We start from the raw sequence: 26688 nt of genomic DNA on the forward strand, positions 1-26688 counted from the left end.
GAAAGTGCAATTTTTTTATTTTAAACCATCTCATAATCATGCTAATCTGTTGATAAGGGTAAAATGTGATTCAAAAATTGTTATATTGACAACTAGTAGTTTGGGATTCATTAAGATAATTGATATATTTTTGATAAATATTCAATATTAGAAGTGTTTTATTGTGGCTAATGACTGTTAGGGAATGAAAATACTTGTTTGGTAACAGATGATTTGGAAATGTGTTTTTTTTCGTATTTTGGCACTTTAGTAAATATGAAAAATATTCAATTATTAGGATTGTTATTAGTGGTTGTAGGGAGTTTTCTACCGTTAGTACATGTACCGATTATAGGAAACTGGAATTATTGGAAATTAGACCATTATTTGGCTATTGCATGCTGGATTCTTGCTGCATGTGCAGTCTTTGGAATTGTTAATAACAGTGCAAAAATCGTAAGGTTTTTTGGTGTCCTGCTTATTCTTTTATTTGTATTCACCCTGGTGGCTGTTAAATTACAGTCTTTAGATTACTTTAGCTTTTTACCTTTTAAATCATGGAGAGAAGCTTTTGCAGGAGTTGTGAAATTAAAATGGGGTTGGGTAGTAGAATTTCTAGGGGCCTTTCTACTGGTTTTTGCAGGAAATAATAAAAAAGAAAATCAACGAACTCAAATATAGTTATGAGCCTTTTAAAAGCATTTTCAGCGGGGATTTTATTGTTGGTGGCCTCACAGGTCAGATCTCAACAGGCAGAACAGAAAAAACCGGATAATCCGACTCAATGTGCCAATATAAAAGAAGGAAAATTTCTGAGAGCAAATTATCCGGAAGCCATCTGGTATATGACGATTAAGGATAATGTTCAGATCGAATATTCCAATAACGGGAAAGATTTTATAAAATCTACATTGGTTTTTGTGGATAATTGTAACTATAAATCGATCGTGATGGAGAAATCGGATAAAAATGATCCCGTACAGATTGGTGATGTTTTTAATAATAAAGTTGTAGCAACCCAGGACAATCTTCTGAAGGTCAATATGAAGGTTGAAGATTCTCAATTTGATGTGGTATACGTAAAAGTAAAATAAATTTAATTATAAAGATGAAGCTTAGGCTTTGTTTTAGCTAAAATAAAAATTATATACATGAAAGAAGTATTCATTGTTTCCGCAGTAAGAACTCCTATGGGGAGCTTTATGGGAAGTTTGTCAACAGTTCCGGCTACTAAATTAGGAGCTGCTGCTGTAAAAGGAGCATTAGATAAAATTGGTTTAGATCCTGCTAACGTTCAAGAGATTTATATGGGGAATGTATTACAAGCAGGAGAAGGGCAGGCACCGGCTCGTCAGGTTGCTTTAGGGGCAGGTCTTTCTATCAATACACCTTCTACTACGGTAAATAAAGTATGTGCTTCAGGAATGAAGGCTGTGACAATGGCAGCACAGGCAATTAAAGCTGGTGATGCAGAAGTAATTGTTGCCGGAGGTATGGAAAATATGTCTTTAGTTCCTCACTATTATAATGCAAGAGTAGCTACCAAGCTAGGCGATATCAAAATGTTGGATGGTATGGTGCTGGATGGTCTTACAGACGTATACAACAAAGTACATATGGGAGTATGTGCAGAGAAATGCGCTGTTGATTATAACATTACAAGAGAAGATCAGGATAACTTTGCTATAGAATCTTATAAAAGATCAGCAAAAGCTTGGAGCGAAGGAAAATTTAACGACGAAATTGTATCGGTTTCTATTCCTCAGAGAAAAGGAGAGCCTGTAATTTTTGCTGAAGATGAAGAGTACAAAGCAGTAAATTTTGATAGACTTACAACACTTCCAACAGTTTTCAAAAAAGAAGAAGGAACAGTAACAGCTGCTAATGCTTCTACATTAAATGATGGAGCATCTGCATTAATCCTTGTTTCTAAAGAGAAAATGGAAGAATTAGGATTAACACCATTAGCAAAGATTGTTTCTTATGCTGATGCAGCACAGGAACCTGAGAACTTTACTACAGCTCCGGCTAAAGCTTTACCTATCGCTCTTAAAAAAGCAGGATTAGAGGTTTCAGATATCGATTTCTTCGAGTTCAATGAAGCTTTCTCGGTTGTAGGACTAGCCAATAACAAAATCTTAGGATTAGACGCTTCTAAAGTAAATGTAAACGGTGGAGCGGTAGCATTAGGACATCCACTAGGAAGTTCAGGTTCAAGAATCATCGTTACATTAATTAACGTATTGAAACAAAATAATGCCAAATACGGTGCTGCAGCTATCTGCAACGGAGGTGGAGGTGCTTCTGCAATCGTGATTGAAAATATCTAACATTCTGTTTTAGAATATATTGCCATTAAGGAATGGATAATTTTTTTAAAAACTTATCCATTTCTTAATGGTTTTTCTATTTTTGTGCTACTAATATTTATTTGAAATGTCTGAAACTGAGAATCGACAACCCAACAACATAAAGAATAATCCGAAGATTATGAAAGCTTGGGCTGTATATGACTGGGCAAACTCTGTGTATTCCCTGGTTATTACTTCCACCATTTTCCCCATTTATTACTCTATTCTTACTACTGCGTATGAGAAAAAAGAATTTGTGACGGAAACAAAAAAATGGATTGATGTCCCAGTGAGACATTCGATCAAAATCTTTGGAAACGAATATCAGCCGGATGCCGTGTATGGATATTCATTAACCATCTCGTTCTTTATCGTCGTATTATTGTCTCCGTTTTTATCTTCGTTGGCAGATACTATCGGAAATAAGAAATCATTTCTGCAGTTTTTCTGTTATCTGGGAGCAACATCCTGTATGGGATTAGCGATGTTTACAGGAATGCATAATGTATTTCTAGGGCTTTTGTTCAGTATTACAGCAAGTGTCGGCTTCTGGGGAAGTTTGGTGTTTTACAACTCTTTCCTTCCTGATATTGCAACAAGGGATAGGCAGGATGCCCTCTCTGCAAGAGGATACGTTTATGGATACATCGGTTCCGTAGTGCTTGTCGTAATTTGTTTAATATTAATTCAGGTCTTTGCAAAAGGAGCAGCACAACAGTTATTATTTACAAGAATAAGTTTCTTATTAACTGGAGCATGGTGGTTTGGGTTTTCTCAATATACCTTCAAGCATCTTCCTCAATTTGGAGATGTTAAAGATAAGCTGCCTAAAGATCTTGTATTATTAAACTATAAAAACATCTTCAAAAAACATGAAGAACAAGGTGGATTCTTTGAAGTGTTAAAAGATAACATGAGCTTTTACAAGGATATCGCCAAAGAAAGTTTTCATGAATTGTATAAAGTAGGCGGAGAACTTTTCAAGGATAGAAACCTGAAGTTCTTTTTATCCAGCTTTTTCTTTTACAGTGTAGGAATGCAAACCATTTTCCTTATGGCTACTTTATTTGGAAAAAGTGAAATCAATTTAGCACAGGATAAACTAATCGGAACACTTTTAGTAATCCAGATTGAAGCTATTATCGGAGCGGTGATTTTCTCAAGATTATCAAAAAGAATTGGAAACAGAAATGTAATTTCAATTGCTATTTTCTTATGGATCGTTGCTTGTATTTGGGCCTATTTCCTAAACAAGGAAAATCCAACAGTAGAATATCAGTTCTATGGCGTAGCAGCGGTAGTAGGATTGGTAATGGGTGGTCTTCAGGCAATGTCCAGATCTACTTATTCTAAGTTACTTCCGGAAAATTCTATGGAAAACACTACTTATTTCAGTTTCTATGATGTATTGGAAAAGATAGCCATCATTATTGGTACATTTATTTTTGCAACATTAATTGAGCACTTTAATAATATGCGAATTGCAGCTTTGTCAATGACACTATTCTTCGGTGCAGGATTGATATTAATCCGCTTCCTGAAGGTGAAAATAAGACAGGACAGAGAAACATTATAAAATTAAAAGGCGTTATTTTTAACGTCTTTTTTATTTTTTAACTTAATATTAATCATTACGGAAAATAGGGATTATAATAAATTAAGAGAGAATTTCTCTTAATCCGGAGCTTTTTTCGTAACTTTATATAGTAATACAATCAAGCAGAACTAAAAAACTGATAATTCGGTCCGGGTTTTGCTTATATTCAGCGGAATAATTTTTAACTTTGCAAAAAGATTTATTGTCATTATGACCAACCCTCTATTTTATGCAAAAATAATCCTGTTTGGAGAATATGGAATGATTGAAGATTCCCAGGGGCTTGTAGTACCTTACAGCTTCTATAAAGGAACCTTAAAGTTTTCAGACCTGGCTTCAGAATTTGAGCTTAATTCCAACAGACATCTGCAGAAATATTCAACCTTTCTTACAACGCTTGATCTTTCTGATGATTTTACATTGGATATTGAGAGCTTCAAAAAAGATATTTCAAACGGACTTTTCTTCGATTCCAATATTCCACAAGGATATGGAGTAGGAAGTTCAGGTGCTTTAGTAGCTGCTATTTTTGAAAAATATTCTATCAGCAAACTGAACCCGGAGAATATATCCAAAGACAATCTTAAAAAATTAAAGGCAGTTTTTGGTGAAATGGAAAGTTATTTCCATGGGAAAAGTTCCGGAATGGATCCATTGATCTGTTACATGAATCTGCCGATTCTTATCGAAAATAAAGAAAATTTAGACAGAGTATCCATTCCTGAAGGACAGGAAGGTAAAGGAGCTATTTTCCTGATCGATTCTGGAATGACAGGAGAAACAGGACCTATGATTCAGATTTTCTTTGAAAAAATGAAAACAGAAGGATTCCGTAAAACTTTGAAAGAAGAATTTATTCGTTACAACAATGCTTGTATAGAAGCATTCCTTAAAAAAGATATGAATCCTTTCTTCAGAAACCTTAAAAAACTTTCTCATTGGGCATATGAGCATTTCCGTCCAATGATTCCTGAAAGTATTTTTAATATCTGGAAAAAAGGTCTGGATTCCAATGCTTATTACCTAAAACTCTGTGGAAGCGGTGGTGGAGGCTATATTCTAGGCTTTACCCAGGACTATGAGAAAGCAGAAAAAATGCTTGATGGCTTCCAAAAAGAAGTGATTTATAGATTTTAAACAGGTTGGAAATGAATTCTGAAAAAGAAACTTTCCAATCCAAAAAATATATCTCAAAATCTTTATATTACAGATTTTCACAATTCGTGGGCTTTTTACTCGGAGCACGCTTTTTTGTGGCAGCTCTGCTGACATTTGCCTTATACGTTTCTACTTTTTTTCTGTTTAATCAGGAAGAATCATTCAGAAATTTTGTTTTTGATTTTAAAGTACATGGTATTATTTTCTGTACTGTACTTACGATTTTAGCAGGAGGAATTATCAACCAATTTTATGATCTGGAGAAAGACCACATTGTAAAACCTTTCAGAACCAGAATTCAAAGTTTCATCAAACAAAAGTATTTTTTATACGCGTATCTGGGATTAAGTGCTATTTCATTAAGCGTAGCCTGGATGATCTCCCATAATGTTTTCCTTTTTTTTGTGGTGTATCAGTTTTTTATGTGGCTGTACAGTCATAAATTAAGCCGGATATTAATATTGAACAATCTTACTTTTGTAAGTCTTACCTTGTATCCTTTCTTCGGAATGATGGTGTATTACGAAACCTTTTCAAAGAAGATTTTCCTGATGGCTGTTTTTCTTTTTCTATTCCTTTTATGTATTGATATTGTAAAAGACACCCTTACCAGAAGTGTAGATAAAACGTTTGGGTACATCACCATTCCCAATTATTTTAAAAGCCGAAATACAAAGACCATTCTTATATGTTTACTCCTGATAACAATGGGAGTTTCTATGAAAATTATTACCCAAACCGAAGTCTCTGGATTTATGGCTTACTATTTTGCGGGAGGTTTATTTGTAATGATTATTTGTATTTATCTCTTTTTAAATTCCACCAGAAAAAGCAACTTCCTCACTCTTAATATATTACGTTTATGGGTTTTTGTAGGAATTATAGCAATGCTTTTAAACGGAATTGAACATAAATTATAATAAAAATTCTTTAAATAAACTCAGGTTATTATTACCTTTGCGTAACTAAATTTAATAAATAGGAATGCCCATTTTTAATGATACTAAAGTTGCATTTGCAGACAAGACAGATGCACAGTTGAGAAAGGCTTACTGGATGTTTAAAATGATTGAACAGCCCGCTCTTACCAGCCTTGGAACATCCGTTCTTAATTTTACAGTACACAACAACTTTCCATTCGTTACCGGAATTGTAAAAAGCACTTTGTTTGAACAATTCTGTGGTGGAGAAACCCGTGAGGAAAGTATGAAGGTTGTAAAACAGCTTTTCAAAAGAGGAGTTGGAAGTATTTTTGATTATTCCATTGAGGGAAAAGAAGATGAAGAAACTTTTGATGCAGTATGTAAGGAGATTAAAGATATCGTGAGGTTTTCCGTAGGGAATCCGGCGATTCCTTTTATTGTATTCAAACCTACGGCATTCGGAAGAATTGATTTGTATGAAGCTGTTGGAAAAGGAGCAGAGCTTACAACGAGTCAGAAGGAAGAATGGGAGAGAGTGGTAAGAAGATTTGATGAAGTATGTGCTCTTTGCCATGAAAACGATAAAAAAGTCATGGTAGATGCAGAAGAAACCTGGATGCAGGATTCCGCAGACCAACTTTGTGAAGAGATGATGGAGAAATACAACCAGGAGAAACCTATCGTTTGGAACACCATTCAGATGTACAGAACGGGAAGACTGGAATATATGGAAGCAAACCTTCAGAGAGCAAGAGAAAAGAATTATTTCATTGGATATAAGATTGTTCGTGGAGCTTATATGGAAAAAGAAAGAGCCAGAGCAGCAGAAAAAGGATATGCAGATCCAATTCAGCCTACTAAGGATGCTTCAGATAAGAACTATAATGCCGGAATTGATTTTGTAATGAATCACCTGGATAAAGTATCTGCGTTCTTTGGAACCCACAACGAAATTTCTTCCGAATTGATTATGGATAAAATGAAAACCAAATCTTTGGAAAACGGAAATCCACACGTTTATTTTGGACAGCTTTACGGAATGAGTGATAATATTTCTTTCTACCTGTCCGATAAAGGTTATAATGTGGCTAAATATCTCCCATATGGACCTGTAAAGGATGTTGTGCCATATCTTACGAGAAGAGCCCGGGAGAACACCTCTGTAGCCGGACAGACCGGAAGGGAACTTGGACTTATTAAGAAAGAGCTTGAAAGAAGAAAAAAACAATAATAATTGTTATTAAAATAAAAGAAGACCCGCAGAAATGTGGGTCTTTTTATTTTAGTCATTTTAATAAAATTGCGGTATTTGTTGTAAATTTTGCAAATTGCTTAAAATACCCAACATTACTAATTAAAGATTAATTTTCAATTAATATTAATTATTTATTAAAATAATTTAATTTTCATTGTCGATTTAATTTTTAATTTCTATATTTGATAAAACTATAAAAAACTAATGCATGAGAAAAAATCATCTGCCACGGTTCTAACTTAATGTGACAGAATTATCCGGTTCCAGAAGAGATTATATCCTTAGAATAGATTCGTTAAAATAGTTGTCTATGCATTAGCCAATGAGTAATGAAAGAGGTTGAATGACTTCAGAATTCCCTTGGATTTTAAAAACAAATAAAGCAAATAGCTTTAGTTTTCTTCTTCAAATATTTTTTAGCCTGGCCACTTTTCTTGGTCAGGTTTTTTAATAATTTCACTTAGAAATAATGCATTTATTTCGTCTTTGTTCGTTCAAAATATTAGAATTATTCTATGAACTATTAGGTTCAAAAAACGCTCATTTGTAGTTTTTCAGAGCAATTATTCTCTCGCAGATCGAGGAGGTTTATGCAGATTTTGGCTCTGCATAATTTGCAAAATGTACGTGAAAAAGTATAAAGAAAAATAATTTTGACACTTATTTCAGTAAAGAAAAGAAAGCGATTTTGGAGCTGAATAAGCTGTTTATTTATACAGCCAATTAGTAATAATCAATGAAATTGATTCCTTCTTAGCTTCCTTAAAATATGCATAATTATTTATAAAATCTTTGCGTTAAAAAGATTTTCAACTATGATTTTTTACAAGAATTAGTTTATTATTTTCTCGCAGATCGAGGAGATTTACGCAGATTTTGGCTCTGCATAATTTGCAAAATGTACATGAAAAAGTATAAAGAAAAATAATTTTGATCCTTATTTCAGTAAAGAAAAGAAAGCAATTTTGGAGCTGAATAAGCTGTGTGTTTATACAGTCGCTTCGTAATAATCAATGAAATTGATTCCTTCTTAGCTTCCTTAAAATATGCATAATTATTTATAAAATCTTTGCGTTAAAAAGATTTTCAACTACGATTTTTTATAATAATTAGCTTATTATTCTCTCGCAGATCGAGGAGATTTACGCAGATTTTAGATCTGCATAATTTACGAAATCCATGTGAAAGCATAAATAATTCTGACTTCTTTTGGTTTTTAAATATATTCTCAGAATGATTTTTTCAGCTATAAACTATGAGTGTTTAACCCTAAGGCTCAAAACTCTCGAATTTTCCGTTTTCATAGAATAAAACAATGCGCTTTATTTTATTTATTTGATTTCCAATAACTTGACTTAGTATTTCTTCAGGTGAAGTTTCTAATCGCTGAGAATCCAATATTTTTTCTGAAGCTTTATCTTTGGACGATATAACTGATTCTCCAGGAGCTGTCAGAGGAAGTTCTGTTTCGGCTTCTTCCACTCCGAACTCATCATCTTCGTTTATCATGGTGAAAAGATCGGGTAGAGGAGTTGTTCTTACTTGATCTTCTTCAGGCTGCTCGTCCTGAATTTTTGTTTCCGGTAATTCTGATTTTAGCATTTCACCTTCACCAGTCACCAACCAATCCCAAAGAAGCTCAGGGAAACGGGATTTTATTTTTATGATAAACTCTAGTGAGGGTTTATTTCTTCCGGACGTAATATGCGAAATGGAGGAACGCTGTACATCAATCTCATCTGCAAATTCAGATGGGGTAAGTCGGGAATACTCTATAACTTTTGAAATTCTTTCGTTTAAACTCATAAAAATAAGTCTTTAATTATTTTACAAATGTAACTCATTAAATTTACAAAAGCAAAATACAAATGTAAATAAAGTGAATAATTTTCAATATACAAATGTAATCAACTTATAATTACTTGTTATACTGGTATTTATTGTTAAATTACAAATGTACTTTAATAGTATAATGACTAAACCATAGTTAAACCTAAGAGGTAATATTTCTATTAAATGACCTTTATAAAAGAGTTATAAATGTAAATTTAGACTGTTAAAAGACCATTTTAGGCGAGTTATTTTTCCTATTTAGTTATTTACAAATGTTGATTATGAATATATTCCAAAATAAGCCATTAAATCTCTAAAATATGGGTTATATAGCCTTATAATGATGGTTTTAATCGTTATACAGAAGTAAATTACTCTTGTAAATATGCATTTTAAAGCAATTTTAGTATTATGTAAGGCTATATTTCTTCTGTTAAACAAGATTCATTTTCAATTAAGTTTTAAAGCTCTTTCCCATATCTGTTTGACTGCAAAATCTGCTAATTTTTAAAATATTTCTTTGTTTTACATTTGTATAAACACATAAACAACCGAGTTTTCCACAATTTATTTGTTTAAAAAATATATGCCCATTTGGCTTAAAACATGTATTTATCTACTTCAAGTATTCTTACAAATAGTATTGAGATGAATTTCATAACTAATTGAATTTATGACATTTAATTACTGACAATTAAATTATTCGCAATCCACAATTTTACCAACAGACAATATGTCTATATGTACTGTTTAACAATGTTACGTATGTGAATGAGTTAACAATGGATAAAATTCTTTATTTAACTTTTGTAAATCATTTTTTGTTTACAAAAATTTTTTAATTTTTCTCTGTTTTTATTCTATTTACAAATGTTAATATTTATTTTATGCCTTAAAATGGTTAAATTTGATTCCAGTAAATTATTTTTCCAGCAATGAACTTTGAACATATTTATTCTCCAGCCTCCGATTTCTCTAATCGCTATATTTCCCCTGAAAAATTATTTTCTTACCTACAAGCTAATCTCAGCGATTACATTCAGGAGATCGGAACATCTTATTTAGAGAAGCCTATTTATCAATTAAGCATCGGAACAGGAAACATTCAGGTATTGGCCTGGTCCCAAATGCACGGAAATGAATCCAATGCTACACACGCCATGCTTGATCTTTTGACAAGCCTTGATAAAGCTCCGGAAATGAAGGAAGATTTATTCAGTAAAATCAGATTGGATTTTATCTTTATGTTGAACCCTGACGGATCTGAAAAATGGACAAGATTAAATGCCATAGATATTGATCTTAATCGGGACTTCCATAATGAGGCAAGTAAGGAGATTAAGTTTCTTAAAAAAGCCGCAGCTTCAAAGAAGTATGATTATGCATTGAACCTTCATGAGCAGAGAACCATTTTTACTACAGATGGTATTCATCCGGCTACTCTTTCCTTCCTAGCTCCTTCTGAAAATGTAGAACGTACTATTACGGAAAACAGGAAAAAATGTATGGCTGTTATTGGAAGTATTTATAACCATTTAAAGGAAATGATCCCTAATCAGATTGGGAGATATTCTGATGAATTTTATCCAACCTCCACAGGTGATAATTTCATCAAAGCAGGAATGCCTACCATTTTATTCGAAGGTGGACATTTTGTAGATGACTACACAAGAAAGGGAACCCGAAAATATTATACGATTGCGTTATATTATGCACTGAAAGCAATCAGTGAATTGAACTCTGATAGTACAGGATGGGAAACGTATCATGAGATTCCGGAAAACAAGGAAACCCATTACGATATTATCTATAGAAATGTAAGACTGAATACGGAACATGAATGTATTTTAGATATTGCCGTTCAGTATAGAGAAATGAAAGAGGAGGGAAAAGACGAGATTTCTTTTGTCCCTTTCGTGATGGAAGCAGGAGATGTGAAAAAAAGAAAAGGCTGGCTGGAAGTAGACTGTACAGGAAAGAAATTTATTTCTGCCAATAAATATCCGAAGCTGGATTCAGTGGTGGATTTTACTATAGAAGATTAAAAATTTCGGCAACCCAAAGGGTTGCCAAAATTGCTTTTTATATATTTTTAAGAATAAAATCAAATAAAAAATTCGGGCTAAATTCTTTCAAAAATGCGAAATATGAATTTATCTATTTCCTAATTTTTAAAATTTGCGTAATCTGCAAAATCTGCGCGAAATTTTAATATTCTTTTCAATTGGAGAAAATCCTTAGTTTACTACTTTAATTCCGCTTGCAAGAAACCTGATTTCTTCCTTAGGTTGAGAGATAGCATCAATTTCAGATTGAGGTTTTTTAGCATCTTCAGCATAATGTTTCTGCTCATCCACAGAAATTACTTTTCTCTCAGCATTTCCTTCCAGAACTACATTTTTACCTTTTAAAGCGGTTGGAACAAAGAAGGCATAGTCTTTCATTTTTACAAAAAACTGTGAGTTATCATCCGTCTGAATAGTCAGCCAGCATCCCTTTTTCTCACAAACATCAGTCACCTTTCCTTTGATAGCTATATTCTCCAGTTTTTTATTTTCTTTTTTAAGTTTTTTACCCAGTTTGTCTACTGTAATCGCTTTAGACTCCATGCTCGTTGCAACGCCTGCACCATAAGTATCACCTAGCAAAGCATTTCCTGCTGGTGGTGAAAATTTCTTTTGTGATGTCTCTTGGGCAAAGGCCAGCGTTGAAACACTTACAGCAGCTGCAAATAGAATAGCTTTAAATTTCATGTTTAATATTTTTTTCAAAAATACTAATTAATATTGAATCATAAATCGATAAAAATTGATAATAAACAGGTGCTTGTGTAAAATTTTAATAAAATTCAAAATGAAAGGCAGATTTGTTTATATTTGACGCCTATACTTGACTATGCACAAAAAACTGAAACTATGGGATGCCATTATGCTTGTAATGGGGTCTATGATTGGAAGTGGAATCTTTATTGTAAGCGCTGACATGATGCGTAATCTGGGCTCAGGTTACTGGCTGATTGTTGTCTGGATCATCACAGGAATAATGACAGTAGCCGCAGCCATAAGCTATGGCGAACTTTCTGCCCTGTTTCCAAAGGCTGGCGGGCAATACACTTACCTGAAAGAGATCTTCGGTAAAAGAATGGGGTTTCTTTACGGCTGGGGGCTTTTCACCGTGATACAAACAGGAACAATTGCTGCCGTGGCAATGGCTTTCGGTAAATTTACAGCCTACCTGGTACCATCACTTAATGATGCCGCACCTATTTTCCAAAGTGGAGAATTTAAAATTACATGGATACAAATTTTAGCTATTGCAGTCATTCTTCTGCTTACTTATATCAACACAAGAGGTGTAGAAAGTGGAAAGTTTTTACAAAATATCTTTACAGGATCTAAAATTTTAGCTTTACTAGGATTGATTGCTGCAGGATTTATTCTGGTAGATTTTTCTCATCTATCTGAAAATTTTAGTTTGGGAATGGATTCTTTTAATAATCTGAAAAAAGATCTGAGTGGAAATTTCCTGAAAGAAGGCTGGGAACCTATTGGGGGAATGACTTTGATGGGCGGTATTGCTGCTGCAATGGTAGGATCTGTTTTTAGTTCTGTAGCATGGGAAAGCGTAACGTTTGTTTCCGGGGAGATTGAAAATCCAAAGAAAAATGTAGTAAAATCTATGATTTACGGTACTTCTGCCGTGATGATTTTATATATCGCTGTTAATTTTGTGTATTTAAATGCTCTGGATAGAGATAGTATTGCTTTTGCTACTAATGACAGGGTAGCCGTAGCCGCGTCACAAAATATTTTTGGAAATGCAGGAACCATTATTATCGCCGTGTTAGTAATGATTTCTACTTTCGGATGTGATAATGGACTAATCTTGGCTGGAGCAAGGGTTTTTCAAACGATGGCAAAAGACGGAATGTTCTTTAAGTCTGCAGAGAGAAACAATAAAAATGAAGTGCCGGAAAATGCATTGTGGATGCAGGGAATCTGGGCTTCTCTACTATGTTTGAGCGGACAATACGGAAACCTTCTGGATATGATTTCTTTTGTAATTGTTTTGTTCTATATGATTACCGTTTTTGGAGTTATTTATTTAAGAGTTAAACAACCCAATTTGGAAAGACCTTATAAAACATGGTTATATCCTGTGACGCCTATCATATATCTTATTATAGGAGCAGTTTTCTGTATCCTATTATTAATATACAAACAACAATATACCTGGCCAGGATTTTTACTGGTATTATTAGGACTGCCTGTATATTATTTCATTAATCGGAGAAAAGCAAATCAATAGATTAACATAATGAATACAATATAGATAATGGTTTCAGGGCTTTCAATTCAGTTTGAAAGCCCTGACTTTTGAATAATATTTTAATTTATTATGACAATTATTTAGTGAAAATGTGTATTTTGGTATTTCGTTTTTAAGTAAACGGAACCATGAAGTAAAAAACAATAAGTTATGGATACACCAAATTACAGAATGCCCTTTGTACCGTCTACTCTAATGACAGAAGGGGGAAGTATCGATACCTGCGATATGGGGGAAAGTATTGCTCACAATATTATGCTGCTGATCACCACCAAAAAAGGAGAGAACAGATACGATGAAAATTATGGAAACGATGTTTGGAACCTGGAATTTGATAATGGAGTAACCAGTGCTATCTGGGAAAACGTTTTTGTAAAAAGTCTCAGAAGACAAATCCTTGAATATGAACCAAGAATTGTACAGCCGCAGATAGATGCCAATATTCAATTTGTAGAACACAGTTACGATACCAAAGAACACACCGAAATCAAAAAGAAAGTAAGAATTGCCATCAATGCCAAGATGGAGGAAACAGGAGAACGTTTCAGTTTTTCAACAGAACTGTTCCTGAGCCCGATGTCTATTGATTAATATTTTTAACAGAGAAAAAAAATTATGAACCTAGATCAAAATATTTATTCCAAAGAATCTGTAAAAGCAAGAATGCTTCAGAATGCAACTAAAGTATGGGGATTGAAAAGTCCGCAGTCTTTAGATCCATTTGTAAAACTATTAATTGATGCATTCAGTACAGAAGTTTTTAAAGCGAATAATGAAATACAAACAGTGAATGCCCGAATTCTTGAAAAACTGGCAAAGCTGTTAACTCCATCTATTTATACTCATCCTATTCCGGCTCATGCAGTTGCTTTCACGCAGCCTTATGATTCTACCGAAGTTTTATTAGAGCACACGGAGTTTTTCTTCCGTAAGCAGATGACTTCCACTGTGAAATCAGAATCGGATAAACAAGTAAATATTCCTTTTACTCCGGTAGGAAATGTTAGAATCAATAAAGTTCACACTTCAGTAATGTTTGTAGGGAATACCTGTTACAGTATTGATGACAGATTCAATAAAATTCCTATTTCAAGATTTAACGGAAGACCTGAAGATTACAGAAAGGTTACGGTAGGAATTGATGTAAGCAAATATGTGAGTGAATATTTTCCTAAATATATGAGCATATTCTGCTCCAATCCGGCTTTCGAGCATCTTGATTTTGTATATAAACTATTACCTTATATTAATGTTTCAAGTAATGGAAACCCTTTGTTTGTAAGAGAAGGGTTAAGTTATCTTTCAGAAAGTGCTCCGGATGGTTATGAGCAAATGTTTAAAGAACAGTCGATCCGAAGTAAGGTAATTGAAGATATTAAAAGTATCTACCGTCATAAATTTATTGAAATCACCGGACTTTCCAGCAGCTTATTCTCAGAACCTGGACAGCTTCCACAAAACCTGGACTTCCTTGCAGGAAAAGAAGAGATTGTAAAATACCTGGACAATAAGCGTTATTTATGGCTTACTTTTGAGTTTCCACCACAATTCTCAGCAGAAATTCTGGATAACTTCTCATTTGTACTGAATGCTTTCCCAATCTATAACAGAGGTTGGAAAAAAACAGAATACAGTCTGGATATTATGGGGAACAATATTCCTTTAGTAACGGACGAAGGAGAACACTTCTTATATGTAGATGAAGTACAGGATGGAGACGGTAGAAAATACACCGAAATACCATTTACTCCCGCAGATGATCTTAAAAAAGGTTTGTACACCGTAAGAAAAGGAGGAATGGAACGTTTCACCAGCAGAAATGCCGTGGATATGATTGCCAATGTGTTGGAACTGACAAGAGATGAGATTGCAGCATTTTCCCTTTTAAACAGAGATAATGTAAAAGGAGTTCTCAGCGAAATGTCCGATAAGATGAAATCTATGGTGCAGAAAGTGAACAATGCTAAGAGAAACATCAGACAGGAGCTTAATTACGTCATTATGGAACCTGTAGAGAAAACAGACCATACTTATGCTTCTTTTTGGATCACGCATTGCACATTAGCCAACCATATGCGTCCGGGAACCGAGCTTTCAAACCAATTGAAATCTCAGACTGTTGTATTGCTTACAGAAACCTTAGGAGGAGCTGAAGAGCAAAAAGGGACTGACAGTATTCAGGCTTATAAATATGCTTTGACAACAAGAGATAAGATTATTTCTCTTGAAGATGTTAAAAACTATTGCCGAATGGTCCTGAAAGATGAATTGAGAGAAGTAAGAGTGAGAAGAGGAACAATGGTTAGTAACAAACCTAAAGAAGGTTTCGTAAGAACCGTTGAGGTAGAAATTGTTCCACAGAATTATTCTTTCTATGGAAGGGCATATTGGGAAAATATGGCCAATATCACCAGAAATCAGATTATTGCTAAAGCAATTGACGGTATTGAATATCTGGTGAAGGTAACCAATGAGGACGTAGAATTTCAGGATATGTAAAGAAAAGAATTGATTTATAAATAAAAATGCCGTAGAATACACGGCATTTTTTATATTCATTCGTAAAAATTTAATGTATTAAAAACTAAACTATTTAAATGAAAAAAGCATCCCTTTTTATATCAATTTGTCTTTTTAGTACTCAGTTAAAAAGCCAGGCAATACAAGATCTGAGAAGTAAGATTAACACAATCATATCAACGAAAAATACAACAGTTGGAATTTCTTTAAAAGGAATTGAAGATAAAGATACACTGAGCATCAACGGAAATAAAGAAATGCCGATGTTAAGTGTCTTTAAATTTCATATTGCATTGGCCGTTTTAAATCAGGTAGATAAAGGAAAGCTAAAACTGGATCAGAAGTTTTTTATTAAAAAAGAAGAATTGCTTCCCGAAACATGGAGTCCGATTAGAGAAGAATATCCGGAAGGGAATATGCCTTTGACATTAGATCAATTATTAAGATATACCGTTTCCCATAGTGATAATAATGGCTGCGATATTTTGATAAAGATAGGGGGTGGAGCGCCTGTTGTTCAGAAATTCATCAACCAGCAGGGTATTAAAGATTTCACGATCCGATTGAATGAACAGCAGATGAATACCTTTGAATCCTATTTTGTCAACACATCAACCCCTTTAGCAACAACAGATCTTTTAGAAAAATTCTACAAAGGGAAAGTTCTGAAAAAGGAAACCACAAAATACTTATACCAGATCATGGTAGAAACTTCAAGAGGATTAACCTGGATGAAAGCAGGCTTTCCAGCAGGAACAGAATTGGCTCACCGTACAGGAATTTCAGGAAGAAACGAACAGAATATAAGAGCTGCGATGAACGATGTAGGAATTGTAAAACTTCCCAATGGGAAACATTTCATTCTATCCGTATACCTGAAAAACATCCATGAAGAAATGAAAGACACAGAAAAGATCATTGCAGATATCGGAAACGCAGTTTGGGAGTACTATGTAAGTAAGCCATAAAGACTTTAGCAAATAATAAGTATAAACAATTTTTAAATTAATTTTACCATCAATTCATTGTACAGTGTTATCCTGGATACAGGCTGAAGGTCTGCAAACGTAGTTCAGAAGAGAAATGAAAAACCTACAATATAAAACTCATTCTCTATCAGAAAAACAATGAAATAAAGCTGAATATACTCATAAACGTTCAAACGCGAAACATTCTAATCTCCACAATCATCTGTGAAGATCAGTGCAATTTGTGGTTGAAAAATTTAATAGAAACGGGCTGAAGCCCGTTTTTTCAATAATAACCCATCCATTGGCTTTAGCCAAAACCTATAAACAGTCTATAAATATTCTATAAGATTCAACAAAAATAAACTTCCATTATGAAAATTTTAACCCAATCAGAATAAAAAAAAATTCATAAAAATTCCGTATTTTTGCACGTCGTGGTTTTCAGGCAAGATCACTCCAAATTATGAGCAAATCAACAGAATATATAGAAGTTTACGGAGCACGTGAACACAACCTAAAGAATATTAATGTTAAGATCCCGCGCAATGAACTGGTAGTAATTACCGGGCTTTCCGGGAGTGGAAAATCTTCACTGGCTTTTGATACTATTTTTGCAGAAGGCCAGCGTCGCTATATAGAAACATTCTCTGCCTATGCCCGTCAGTTCCTGGGTGGCTTGGAACGTCCTGATGTAGATAAAATTGAAGGACTTTCACCCGTTATTGCCATTGAGCAGAAAACAACCAATAAAAACCCACGTTCTACCGTAGGAACCGTTACAGAGCTGTACGATTTCCTTCGTCTTTTGTATGCTAGGGTTTCAGATGCTTACTCATTGTCTACAGGACAGAAACTGGTAAGTTATACCGAAGATCAGATCCTTGATACCATTAAGAACAACTATAAAGGAGAAAAAATCATGTTATTGGCTCCTGTTGTGCGTTCCAGAAAAGGGCACTACCATGAACTTTTTGTACAAATGGCCAAAAAAGGGTATGGACAGACCAGAATTGACGGTGAGCTGCAGGATATTGAATACGATTTAAAACTTGACCGTTATAAAACCCACGATATTGATATTGTAATCGATCGTTGGATCATCGGGGAAAGCGCTTCAGAAGGTAGAATGGAAAAATCCCTGCGTACTGCCATGGAAATGGGCGAAGGAATCATCGGAATTCAGAAACTGGGAAGTACAGATATTGAATATTTCTCCAAGAACCTGATGGATGCTGAAACAGGACATTCCTTAGCATTACCGGAACCCAACACTTTCTCATTCAACTCTCCAAAAGGAAGCTGCCCGAACTGTAAAGGATTGGGAACAATTAAAAAGATCAATACAGATTATTTCATTGATAATCCGAAACTATCCATCAACCAAGGAGGTTTACTGCCGCTGGAAGATATTAAGTCCAATAAATGGATTCTGGCACAAATCAAGAACATTCTTGAGATCTTCGGATTGGGAATGACAACGCCATTACAGGATATTCCGGAAGAAGCTTTAGACTATATCTATAACGGATGTCATAAAGAATTCAATAAAGACCTGAAATATGCAGGAATTACCAAGAAGATCAAAATTAGTTTTGATGGTTTGATTGCCTTCATGGAAGAACTTATTGATGAGAGAGAATCTTATGAAGCTATTTTGCTGGAAAGACATTTCACCACAGAAGAAACATGTCCGGAATGTGGGGGAACTCGCCTTCAGCCTTCAAGCTTAAGTTTTAAAATTGATGGAAAGAATATTGCTGAGATCAATGGATTAAGCTTAGCAGATTTAAAAGATTGGCTGGCAGATGTTAAAGATAAATTCTCTGAAAAAAATAAAATCATCGCTCACGAGATCTTAAAAGAAATCGAAACCAGACTTCAGTTCTTACTAGATGTAGGATTGGATTATCTGAGTTTGAGTAGAAGTTCAAAAACCCTTTCAGGAGGAGAATCGCAAAGAATTCGTCTGGCGACACAGATTGGTTCTCAGCTTGTGAACGTTTTATACATTTTAGATGAACCGAGTATTGGACTTCACCAGAGAGATAACGAAAGACTGATTCATTCCCTAAAGAACCTTAGAGATATCGGAAACTCTGTTTTGGTAGTAGAACATGATAAAGACATGATTCTGGAGGCCGATGAGGTATTGGATATTGGTCCAAGAGCCGGAAAATTTGGAGGTGAGATCCTTTGGCAGGGAAAACCAAAAGATCTATTAAAAGCAGATACCATTACCGCTCAGTATATCAACGGGAAAAGAAAAATTGAAATTCCGGCTGAAAGAAGAGTAGGAAGCGGAAAAAATATTGTTCTGAAAGGAGCAACAGGAAATAACCTGAAAAATGTAACTCTGGATGTTCCTCTTGGAAAACTGGTCGTGGTAACGGGAATTTCAGGAAGTGGAAAATCTTCTTTAATTAACGGAACATTATATCCAATTCTAAACAAACATTTCTACAGAGCGGTTCAGGAACCTTTACCTTATAAAAAGATTGAAGGTCTTGATAATATTGATAAAATTGTAGACGTAGACCAAACTCCGATCGGAAGAACACCACGTTCAAATCCGGCAACGTATACGGGAATGTTTACAGACATCAGAAACCTTTTTGCGGAATTACCTGAAAGTAAGATCCGTGGGTACAAGCCAGGAAGATTCTCTTTCAACGTAAAAGGTGGAAGATGTGAAACTTGTCAGGGTGGTGGATTAAAAGTAATCGAAATGAACTTCCTTCCGGATGTATACGTTCATTGTGAAACCTGCAACGGAAAACGTTTCAACAGAGAAACTCTTGAAGTTCGTTACAAAGGAAAATCTATTTCTGATGTACTGGACATGACCATTGATGAAGCGGTAGATTTCTTCCAACCGATTCCAAAGATCTTTGCTAAAGTGAAAACATTGCAGGATGTAGGATTAGGATATATTACATTAGGACAACAGTCTACAACCCTTTCAGGAGGAGAAGCTCAGCGAATCAAGCTGGCAACCGAACTGGCAAAAAGACAAACCGGAAATACCCTTTATATCCTTGATGAACCTACAACAGGGCTTCACTTTGAAGATGTAAAGATTCTAATGGAGGCCATTAATCAATTGGTAGAACTAGGAAATTCATTCATCATTATTGAACATAATATGGATGTGATTAAATTAGCAGACCATATTATTGATGTAGGTCCGGAAGGAGGAAAATATGGTGGACAGATTGTTGCACAGGGAACTCCGGAAGAGATTGTGAAATCTAAGAAGAGTTTGACTGGGAAATTCCTGAAGAGGGAATTGGAATAAGAATATATTAACCTAAGTATACAAAAGAATTTGCGAAAGCAGATTCTTTTTTTATTTTTATCCCCAATCAAATCCAAGCTATTTAATCATGAAAAAATATATAATCCTGATCGTATTTCCATTTCTTTTATCATGCAAAAAAGAGAAAGAAGTACCTGTGTCTACAGAAGTACCAGTTCAAAAAAAAGATAGCATCACAGTAAGTGAAACGGATTATAAACTAGATAAGGAAACCATTTTTGGGGTCTATCAGCTTACCAATAAAGATATGGCAATTTGTATTCCTGTGCAGTTTGGTGATCAGGATGATCCGTTATCCAAAAAATATGAAAATTTTCTTGTCAAAGATTCCATTCCGTGGATCTATGGAAGGGAGATGAAGGATTATAAATATTATGATACCCTATCTGTAGGTCCCCTGTACTACAATAAAAGGTTTGAAGATGCCTTTAAGAAAGAGATGAAAGAGTCTTATTTCGTGTACGGCACTAAATCTTTCCAGCAATGTAGCATTAAAAGGGTAGTTTTTCACTCTACAGAATGTGGAAATGATTATATCGCTTATATCCTTAACGTTGATAAAAATCTGATTGGAAATCCATTGATTGCTTCAGAAAAAGAAATTCCGTTGAAATATGGAGATAATTATTCAGAGATCAATAAGTCTATCAAAAAATCAGCAGCTAAAGAAAGCACAGAGAACAATTATGGGTTCGGAAACTACAATCCAATCGTTTACGGAAACTATAAAAATCTTTATTTTACGTACTATGATGATTTTAAATGGCATGATAAAAAATTAGGGTCTAATTGTCAGTTTCCGGAAAGAGCCGTTTTTGAATTAGATGATAAAGAACAAGTAAAGCTGCTTTGGAGTTCAGAAATGGATCTTCTTGGGTTGCCATGCCTTTAATAATGAGGTTTTTGAGGCTTTTTAAAAGTTGAGAAACAGTAAGGCTTTGAATGTCAAGACATATACCTCTTAAAAGCCCATAAATACAATGTTTCTAGATAATATTTTTTAATCAAAAAAGTGTGAATAATGAAAATTTTAAGTATTAAATTATAATAATGTATAACAATATTCGCTTTACTTTTACAAAACCATAAAATTAAAGCTATATGAAAAATTTAAAGAAACTGACTAAAGGAGATTTGAAGTCAGTGTACGGAGGAGAACCAAAACAGTATTGTACGTATTGCGAGTGGGCCAATAAAGTATTTTGCAGCGAAATTCCAATCGTTCAGTGCCCATAAAAAAATCAAGCCGCTTTTTAAGCGGCTTTTTTATTGTTTTGTATATTGAATAAAGTCTGTCAGACTCGTTTTAAGATCCTTAGAATGGTTAGCTTTTTTATCGAAAATAATATTATCTATTTTCCATCCTTTATCAGTATCAATCAGTTGTATGACATCAGTCCATGATTCTTTTGGAAAAGCCGTATTGTATTCAAATTGAACAAGGGCTTCTGCTGTTTTATCATGAATCCTAATACTTTTGATGGTGTAACCAGTATATCCTTCATATAAACTTGAAAATATAGCTCCCTCAAAGATCAAAGGTTTTTCATCAGGATGGTCACTGTTTTTCACTTTCTCAATATCAGCTTTTGAAGCATTGATTGCTGTTTCTAAAGTTTTTTTCAATTCCGGAGAAAATAAATCATTCGAAATAGGTTGGTTGTAAACAGCTTCATTAGATTTTCCGTACTGGCTGTAAAGCTGATTTACTTTTTCGGTAATCAGTTTTTTTTCATTGGATGGAAGAGGTGTTGTTTTACTGCAGGAAATAAAACAGAAGATGAAGCTTACATATAGGAAAAGTGATCGTATCATATATAGAATATTATTTTTTTGAAAACTCAAAAGATGTACCAAGTCATTAGTTGTTGGTTATTTTTGAAGTATTCTATAAAATTATTTTATATCCCTGTGTTTGGATTTAATTTTAAAATATTTTTATATTTGTAATCATTATATCCAGAATAACACAAATCATAAGGCATGAAAAAAAATACGACTTCAGAACGCGTATCCTTTACTGATGGATACCGTGCTCCTGATAATGCTCAGGCAGTAAAAGAAAATAATACAGCAGGAATCAATCGGATTGTCAAACTTTCTGCAGTAATCAACGGAGAAATCATTTCAAGTTTTAAACATTTTAAGTTAAAGCAAAGTGCTGTAACCCATCACGAATTTGCGTTAACACTGGCTCATGATGCCCTATCTGAAAAACAAGGACATCAGTTGGAACAGGCCAATACATTCCTGGGAAAGCGTCTGACCATTAAAATTGCTTACAAAGATTTTGAAACTAAAAATAGTCCTGAGAGAGTTTTTGTAGGAATTATTACCAAAGTAGGTTTCAGTCAGGAAGCTCACAGTTTGGGAAATATTGTTTTAAAAGGATTCAGTCCTACCATTCTTTTGGATGGTGCTCCTCATACACAGAGTTTTGGGGGATCCCAGCCTGTGAATACAGGAATTATAGCGGATGAGGTTATTAAACAAGGGATAGATCCTTTCTGGTATGACTTTAGGGTAAATGCCAAAGCCTCGTCGCAAATTGTCTACAGCTCCCAGTACAATGAAACCCATTATAATTATTTATGCAGATTGGCAGAAGCTTATGGAGAACAGTTTTTCTATGACGGAGAAGTCCTGCATTTCGGAAATATGCCGGCTCCGGCAGCTCCCCTTGAATTGATAAGTGGAAGTAATGTCTCAAATGTTCATACTGAACTTAGAGCACTTCATACTCATCCTGCTTATTATGGATATAACAGTAGTAAAAATACCATGCTGACTTCAGGAGAAACCCCATTAAAACATATGGGAAGCCTTGCCAAGACCGCTTATACAAATAATGAAAGCATTTTCAAGACCCCTTCACTTCAGTCGGCTCCTATTAAGGCAGCTACCGATATGGATGTGGTGAATTCCCAAACTGGCGCATGGGGCAGTAAAGGGGTAGATGTGTTTGTAGTATCCGGTGATACCACGATGCCGTTTCTATATCCCGGCTGTACAGCAGATCTTTATCTGAGAAAACCAGATTCCAACAAAACAGGGTATTTCACAAAACTCATGATGACAGAAGTTACCCATGAAATAGATACTTTAGGACACTATAAAGGAAGTTTTGAAGCCATCGCCTCGGATACTGGATATATTCCCAAACCTGAATTTACAAATCCTTTTGCAGAAACACAGCCGGCAGTAGTGATCTCCAACGAAGATCCTTTGGGACAAGGACGTGTACAAGTAAAATTTCTGTGGCAGCTTAATGAAACTACAGATTTTATCAGAGTAATGAGTCCGGACGCAGGAGGAACAGACCAGATTACCCAAAATAGAGGCTATGTGGCTATTCCTGAAGTAGGAGACCAAGTGATGATAGGATTTGTACATAACCATCCGGATCGCCCTTTCGTTATGGGCGGAATGTTCCATGGAGGAGTTGCCCTTGGTGGTGGCGTGAATAACTATTTAAAATCTATTCAGACCAGAAGCGGTATCCGTATTCTGATGAATGATGCTGAAGGAAGTGTAAATATCGTAGATCCAAGTGGCAACAACTATTTCATGGACGGAAAAGGAAACATCACGGTATCCGCACCTAATGATATCAATTTCAATGCAGGAGGAAACCTCAATATCAATGTGGGGCAAAATATGTCCACCAGCGTTGGGATGAATAAAACAGATACCGTGACGATGAATCATAGTGAAAGTATAGGGATGATAAAAACCTCTTCCGTGATAGGAGATTCCCAGGTTTTCATAACAGGAAAGCTTACTGAATTTATAGAAGGAGACGTTCACAGTGAAGTAAAACAGGAACGTAATGAAATTTCAAGAAAAGAAATGAATTTCAGTACCGAAGAAAACTTTACAAGCCATACGAAAAGTTCGATCCATATGAACAGTGGCGAAAAAGGACATAATCACTAATATTTTTCCTATGAGCAGAACAAGAATTGTCAACGGGAAATATACCAAAGTAACCGAAAAAGGGTATAACCTGTACTCTGAAGGAAATACCAATATTAATGCATTAGGTTTGAATAATCTGAATGCAGATAAAGATATTCATCATGGCTCTGCGGTGGAAAAAGCTCCGGCGTATCAGCCTAAAGACTCTGTAAATGTTTTTATCGGGATGTTTTTTGATGGTACAGGAAATAACAGATATAATTCTGATAAAACCTATTACAGTAAGATCAACTCTGGAGAAACCTATTATAAAAATGATACTGTTCCCCAGGAATATTATGAGACCATCAAAGATCCCAAAACCGGAAAACAAAAAAAGATCAAAATTTCAGACCGCGATAGTTACTGGAACCCATATTCCAACGTTGCCAAACTGTTTGATCTTTATAAAGAGAAAAAGAATCCAAGTGAAGATGCAAAAGGAAATGAAGATGCTCATCCGGAATATGGAAACTATGTTATTTTAAAACAATATGTAGAAGGAATAGGGACGAAACAGGATAAAGAAGATGATATTGCAGGTTCTTGTGCGGGAAGAGGAGACTGGGGAGTAATTGGCAGAGTAGAGGAAGGAATTAAAAATGTTATAGCCAATGAATTTAGTAATATTCCAAAAGGTAAGAAGATCAATAAGATTGTATTTGATGTTTTCGGATTCAGCAGGGGAGCTGCAGCAGCAAGGCATTTTTGTAATGAAGTAAAGAAATCGGTAAAATATGATACGGTGATGTGGGATGAAATGGATATTAAAATGGGACGTCCCAAGATCTCTTATGTTTCAGAACACGCAGGTGGCCTCTTTGGAAAAAGACTGCGCAAAGCAGGATATCAACCGGTGGGAGATACCTTTACCATAGAAATCCGTTTTCTGGGAGTATTTGATACGGTGGTTTCCGATATGGTCGTGAAAGAAAATATAGGATATAAAGTAGCGGGAGTTTTGATTAAAAACCCTTTAACTGTTCCTTACAGTATTGCCGCATTTCTAGGGCAGGCTTCGCTTCAGGATATTAAAACGAAAGTATCCGGATTGGGGATTAAAAAGATTTTCCATATTACCGCCTATAATGAATGGCGGAAAAATTTTGCATTAACGCCTACAGAAGAAGGCTATACGATATCGATGCTTGGTGCCCATTCAGATATAGGAGGTGGCTATGCCCATCTGGATAAATATACCGCCGTTTTGGATTACTTTGATGTGAAAGTAGGCGATGATAAAACGCTTAAAGAAAAAGAAAAGATAAGACAGTTTTATATCAACCAGCGCATCTCTACAGAAAAAGAGATTGCATTTAGAAATGCTTACGATCACGTAAAAGAAACTACAGTGACCAGTGCGGGAGTGGGAACACGGGAGATTAAAGCAGAACCGGATTTCCCGGATAAAGGAAAAACAGTATTCACAAGTCCTTATTTTCAGATATTCCAAACCAAAGAATCAGACCATTATATTCTGGAAGATTCCCGGTATATTTCTAATAAATACAGTTTAGTGGCAATGAATATGATGTTGCAAAAAGGAATAGATAATAAAGTACCCTTTTATAAAGACTATAAAGAGGCTATAGCTAAAGGTAATAAAGTTGACCATCCTTTTGAACATGAAATCCCAGATACGGATAAATATAAAGACTTGAAGCAATATATGGATCTGATGCTGGAGGAAAGTAAAAAAGAAGGGATTGGAAATTATACGGTCCCTTCAGAAATATATCAACATATCTGTAACCATTATATCCATCTTTCTGCTAACTTTGGAGGACTCGCTGCAATAGGTGTTAAAACGGGAGATCACCATCTTCTGGAAAGCGTAGGTTTCGTTAACCAGCCCGTAGCACCTAAAGTGAGTAAGGATGGTAATATCTATTATGAAAGAGAAAAATGGTACCCTTAGATCAATAGTAATGATAAAGATAAATAGAATAAGAAATATACTAATAGTTTTATTGAGCTTGCTGTTAGTTGTTAGTTGCGAACCCAAGGATAAATTTGAATGGAATGCAGCATGGTCAGCACCTAAATTTTATGGAAATGGTGGTCCGTTTGTTGAATTTTTTTATCGGGGAAAAAGTATTGCTGGAGCTTCTGCCAGTATTGGAGCAGATCCTGGCTGGGGGACTACTAGCGGTAGTTATGCTGGAGGAGATATTTTTAAACCTGTTCCAGATAGTATTTCTGTTAAGTGGATTTGCGCAATAGATGGTTATCGATATGAAGGTGGATCTAGACTTCCCCAAGATAAAATGTTGAGCTTATTTAGAAATGGCTGGAATTCTAAGGGAGAAAAAGAAAATTATACTCAGATTATAGCAGGTTTTGCTCCTGGAGGGAATGTAACGGTTTGGGTGTCTGGGCAAGGAAATAATAAAGAAATAATAAACTTTAAAGCCAAAAATAAAGGAGTTTGGAAAGAAAGTGAAGAGGCAGAAAAGATTGAAAAAGAGATTCTTTCTTCAGAAAAATTTATTAATTCTG

Annotated in this window: 21 protein-coding genes; 18 read left to right on the forward strand and 3 right to left on the reverse strand. The window is 34.8% G+C overall.

The annotated features are described in order from the left end of the window. The first annotated feature begins 255 nt into the window (after positions 1-255). From BLS98_RS10860 to BLS98_RS10890, 7 genes are all read left to right on the forward strand, one after another. Positions 256-660, forward strand: coding sequence for a hypothetical protein (locus BLS98_RS10860; protein ID WP_089736382.1), 405 nt, complete (start codon positions 256-258; stop codon positions 658-660). 2 nt (positions 661-662) lie between these two features. Then, entirely contained in the window at positions 663-1073 is a 411-nt protein-coding gene (locus BLS98_RS10865) for a hypothetical protein (RefSeq protein WP_089736384.1), read from the forward strand. Positions 1074-1130: 57 nt separating this feature from the next. Beyond that, positions 1131-2309 (forward strand): acetyl-CoA C-acyltransferase, encoded by a 1179-nt coding sequence (locus BLS98_RS10870; protein ID WP_089736386.1) that lies wholly within the window; start codon positions 1131-1133, stop codon positions 2307-2309. A gap of 106 nt (positions 2310-2415) precedes the next feature. After that, positions 2416-3906: an MFS transporter gene (locus BLS98_RS10875; RefSeq protein ID WP_089736388.1), complete on the forward strand. Its 1491-nt coding sequence runs from the start codon at positions 2416-2418 to the stop codon at positions 3904-3906. A 231-nt stretch (positions 3907-4137) separates the two neighbouring features. Then, complete coding sequence (locus BLS98_RS10880) at positions 4138-5064, forward strand: mevalonate kinase family protein (RefSeq protein ID WP_089736390.1); 927 nt, start codon at positions 4138-4140, stop codon at positions 5062-5064. Between the two features lie 11 nt (positions 5065-5075). Beyond that, complete coding sequence (locus BLS98_RS10885; protein WP_089736391.1) at positions 5076-6005, forward strand: UbiA family prenyltransferase; 930 nt, start codon at positions 5076-5078, stop codon at positions 6003-6005. Positions 6006-6069: 64 nt separating this feature from the next. Then, positions 6070-7239: a proline dehydrogenase family protein gene (locus BLS98_RS10890; RefSeq protein WP_089736393.1), complete on the forward strand. Its 1170-nt coding sequence runs from the start codon at positions 6070-6072 to the stop codon at positions 7237-7239. 1293 nt (positions 7240-8532) lie between these two features. On the opposite strand, the gene BLS98_RS10895 is transcribed toward BLS98_RS10890, so the two are convergent. Further along, positions 8533-9069, reverse strand: a complete 537-nt coding sequence (locus BLS98_RS10895; protein WP_089736394.1) for a helix-turn-helix transcriptional regulator — start codon at positions 9067-9069, stop codon at positions 8533-8535. Between the two features lie 962 nt (positions 9070-10031). On the opposite strand from BLS98_RS10895, the gene BLS98_RS10900 reads away from it, so the two are divergent. Then, positions 10032-11141 carry a M14 family zinc carboxypeptidase gene (locus BLS98_RS10900; protein WP_089736396.1) on the forward strand — a complete coding sequence of 370 codons (1110 nt, stop codon included), beginning with the start codon at positions 10032-10034 and terminating at the stop codon, positions 11139-11141. Between the two features lie 192 nt (positions 11142-11333). On the opposite strand, the gene BLS98_RS10905 is transcribed toward BLS98_RS10900, so the two are convergent. Further along, a complete protein-coding gene (locus tag BLS98_RS10905; protein ID WP_089736399.1) occupies positions 11334-11849 on the reverse strand; it encodes a DUF4920 domain-containing protein in 516 nt (171 codons plus the stop codon). A gap of 142 nt (positions 11850-11991) precedes the next feature. On the opposite strand from BLS98_RS10905, the gene BLS98_RS10910 reads away from it, so the two are divergent. The 7 genes from BLS98_RS10910 to BLS98_RS10940 all read left to right on the forward strand — a co-directional run bounded on the left by BLS98_RS10910 (position 11992) and on the right by BLS98_RS10940 (position 21468). Continuing rightward, positions 11992-13404 carry an APC family permease gene (locus BLS98_RS10910; RefSeq protein WP_089736400.1) on the forward strand — a complete coding sequence of 471 codons (1413 nt, stop codon included), beginning with the start codon at positions 11992-11994 and terminating at the stop codon, positions 13402-13404. A 171-nt stretch (positions 13405-13575) separates the two neighbouring features. Further along, a complete protein-coding gene (locus BLS98_RS10915; RefSeq protein WP_089736402.1) occupies positions 13576-14016 on the forward strand; it encodes a GPW/gp25 family protein in 441 nt (146 codons plus the stop codon). A 24-nt stretch (positions 14017-14040) separates the two neighbouring features. After that, positions 14041-15924 carry a type VI secretion system baseplate subunit TssF gene (locus BLS98_RS10920; RefSeq protein ID WP_089736403.1) on the forward strand — a complete coding sequence of 628 codons (1884 nt, stop codon included), beginning with the start codon at positions 14041-14043 and terminating at the stop codon, positions 15922-15924. 98 nt (positions 15925-16022) lie between these two features. Continuing rightward, positions 16023-16913, forward strand: coding sequence for a class A beta-lactamase, subclass A2 (bla, locus tag BLS98_RS10925; RefSeq protein WP_089736405.1), 891 nt, complete (start codon positions 16023-16025; stop codon positions 16911-16913). 466 nt (positions 16914-17379) lie between these two features. Beyond that, the gene (uvrA, locus tag BLS98_RS10930) at positions 17380-20211 is read left to right on the forward strand and encodes an excinuclease ABC subunit UvrA (protein ID WP_089736407.1); all 2832 of its coding nucleotides are present in this window, start codon (positions 17380-17382) and stop codon (positions 20209-20211) included. An 88-nt stretch (positions 20212-20299) separates the two neighbouring features. Next, positions 20300-21124, forward strand: a complete 825-nt coding sequence (locus BLS98_RS10935; RefSeq protein WP_089736409.1) for a hypothetical protein — start codon at positions 20300-20302, stop codon at positions 21122-21124. Between the two features lie 209 nt (positions 21125-21333). Then, positions 21334-21468, forward strand: a complete 135-nt coding sequence (locus BLS98_RS10940) for a bacteriocin-like protein (RefSeq protein ID WP_073300311.1) — start codon at positions 21334-21336, stop codon at positions 21466-21468. A gap of 30 nt (positions 21469-21498) precedes the next feature. On the opposite strand, the gene BLS98_RS10945 is transcribed toward BLS98_RS10940, so the two are convergent. Beyond that, positions 21499-22047 (reverse strand): DUF3828 domain-containing protein, encoded by a 549-nt coding sequence (locus BLS98_RS10945; RefSeq protein WP_089736411.1) that lies wholly within the window; start codon positions 22045-22047, stop codon positions 21499-21501. Between the two features lie 168 nt (positions 22048-22215). Between BLS98_RS10945 and BLS98_RS10950 the strand changes: the two genes are divergently transcribed. The 3 genes from BLS98_RS10950 to BLS98_RS10960 all read left to right on the forward strand — a co-directional run. Then, entirely contained in the window at positions 22216-24168 is a 1953-nt protein-coding gene (locus tag BLS98_RS10950) for a type VI secretion system Vgr family protein (protein ID WP_089736413.1), read from the forward strand. A gap of 10 nt (positions 24169-24178) precedes the next feature. Further along, the gene (locus BLS98_RS10955) at positions 24179-26107 is read left to right on the forward strand and encodes a phospholipase effector Tle1 domain-containing protein (RefSeq protein ID WP_089736415.1); all 1929 of its coding nucleotides are present in this window, start codon (positions 24179-24181) and stop codon (positions 26105-26107) included. Further along, positions 26082-26688, forward strand: a 607-nt coding sequence (locus BLS98_RS10960) for a DUF2931 family protein (protein ID WP_167356207.1), incomplete at its 3' end; no start/stop codon positions are given. The genes BLS98_RS10955 and BLS98_RS10960, both read left to right, overlap by 26 nt.

Origin of the sequence: Chryseobacterium jejuense, from assembly GCF_900100075.1 — a bacterium.
GTDB lineage: Bacteria > Bacteroidota > Bacteroidia > Flavobacteriales > Weeksellaceae > Chryseobacterium > Chryseobacterium jejuense.

What these genes read in the sequence shown, in the direction of transcription:
- BLS98_RS10860 (WP_089736382.1), top strand. Translation starts at nt 256, where the DNA reads ATGAAAAATATTCAATTATTAGGATTGTTATTAGTGGTTGTAGGGAGT.
- BLS98_RS10865 (WP_089736384.1), top strand. Translation starts at nt 663, where the DNA reads ATGAGCCTTTTAAAAGCATTTTCAGCGGGGATTTTATTGTTGGTGGCC.
- BLS98_RS10870 (WP_089736386.1), top strand. Translation starts at nt 1,131, where the DNA reads ATGAAAGAAGTATTCATTGTTTCCGCAGTAAGAACTCCTATGGGGAGC.
- BLS98_RS10875 (WP_089736388.1), top strand. Translation starts at nt 2,416, where the DNA reads ATGTCTGAAACTGAGAATCGACAACCCAACAACATAAAGAATAATCCG.
- BLS98_RS10880 (WP_089736390.1), top strand. Translation starts at nt 4,138, where the DNA reads ATGACCAACCCTCTATTTTATGCAAAAATAATCCTGTTTGGAGAATAT.
- BLS98_RS10885 (WP_089736391.1), top strand. Translation starts at nt 5,076, where the DNA reads ATGAATTCTGAAAAAGAAACTTTCCAATCCAAAAAATATATCTCAAAA.
- BLS98_RS10890 (WP_089736393.1), top strand. Translation starts at nt 6,070, where the DNA reads ATGCCCATTTTTAATGATACTAAAGTTGCATTTGCAGACAAGACAGAT.
- BLS98_RS10895 (WP_089736394.1), bottom strand. Translation starts at nt 9,069, where the DNA reads ATGAGTTTAAACGAAAGAATTTCAAAAGTTATAGAGTATTCCCGACTT.
- BLS98_RS10900 (WP_089736396.1), top strand. Translation starts at nt 10,032, where the DNA reads ATGAACTTTGAACATATTTATTCTCCAGCCTCCGATTTCTCTAATCGC.
- BLS98_RS10905 (WP_089736399.1), bottom strand. Translation starts at nt 11,849, where the DNA reads ATGAAATTTAAAGCTATTCTATTTGCAGCTGCTGTAAGTGTTTCAACG.
- BLS98_RS10910 (WP_089736400.1), top strand. Translation starts at nt 11,992, where the DNA reads ATGCACAAAAAACTGAAACTATGGGATGCCATTATGCTTGTAATGGGG.
- BLS98_RS10915 (WP_089736402.1), top strand. Translation starts at nt 13,576, where the DNA reads ATGGATACACCAAATTACAGAATGCCCTTTGTACCGTCTACTCTAATG.
- BLS98_RS10920 (WP_089736403.1), top strand. Translation starts at nt 14,041, where the DNA reads ATGAACCTAGATCAAAATATTTATTCCAAAGAATCTGTAAAAGCAAGA.
- bla (WP_089736405.1), top strand. Translation starts at nt 16,023, where the DNA reads ATGAAAAAAGCATCCCTTTTTATATCAATTTGTCTTTTTAGTACTCAG.
- uvrA (WP_089736407.1), top strand. Translation starts at nt 17,380, where the DNA reads ATGAGCAAATCAACAGAATATATAGAAGTTTACGGAGCACGTGAACAC.
- BLS98_RS10935 (WP_089736409.1), top strand. Translation starts at nt 20,300, where the DNA reads ATGAAAAAATATATAATCCTGATCGTATTTCCATTTCTTTTATCATGC.
- BLS98_RS10940 (WP_073300311.1), top strand. Translation starts at nt 21,334, where the DNA reads ATGAAAAATTTAAAGAAACTGACTAAAGGAGATTTGAAGTCAGTGTAC.
- BLS98_RS10945 (WP_089736411.1), bottom strand. Translation starts at nt 22,047, where the DNA reads ATGATACGATCACTTTTCCTATATGTAAGCTTCATCTTCTGTTTTATT.
- BLS98_RS10950 (WP_089736413.1), top strand. Translation starts at nt 22,216, where the DNA reads ATGAAAAAAAATACGACTTCAGAACGCGTATCCTTTACTGATGGATAC.
- BLS98_RS10955 (WP_089736415.1), top strand. Translation starts at nt 24,179, where the DNA reads ATGAGCAGAACAAGAATTGTCAACGGGAAATATACCAAAGTAACCGAA.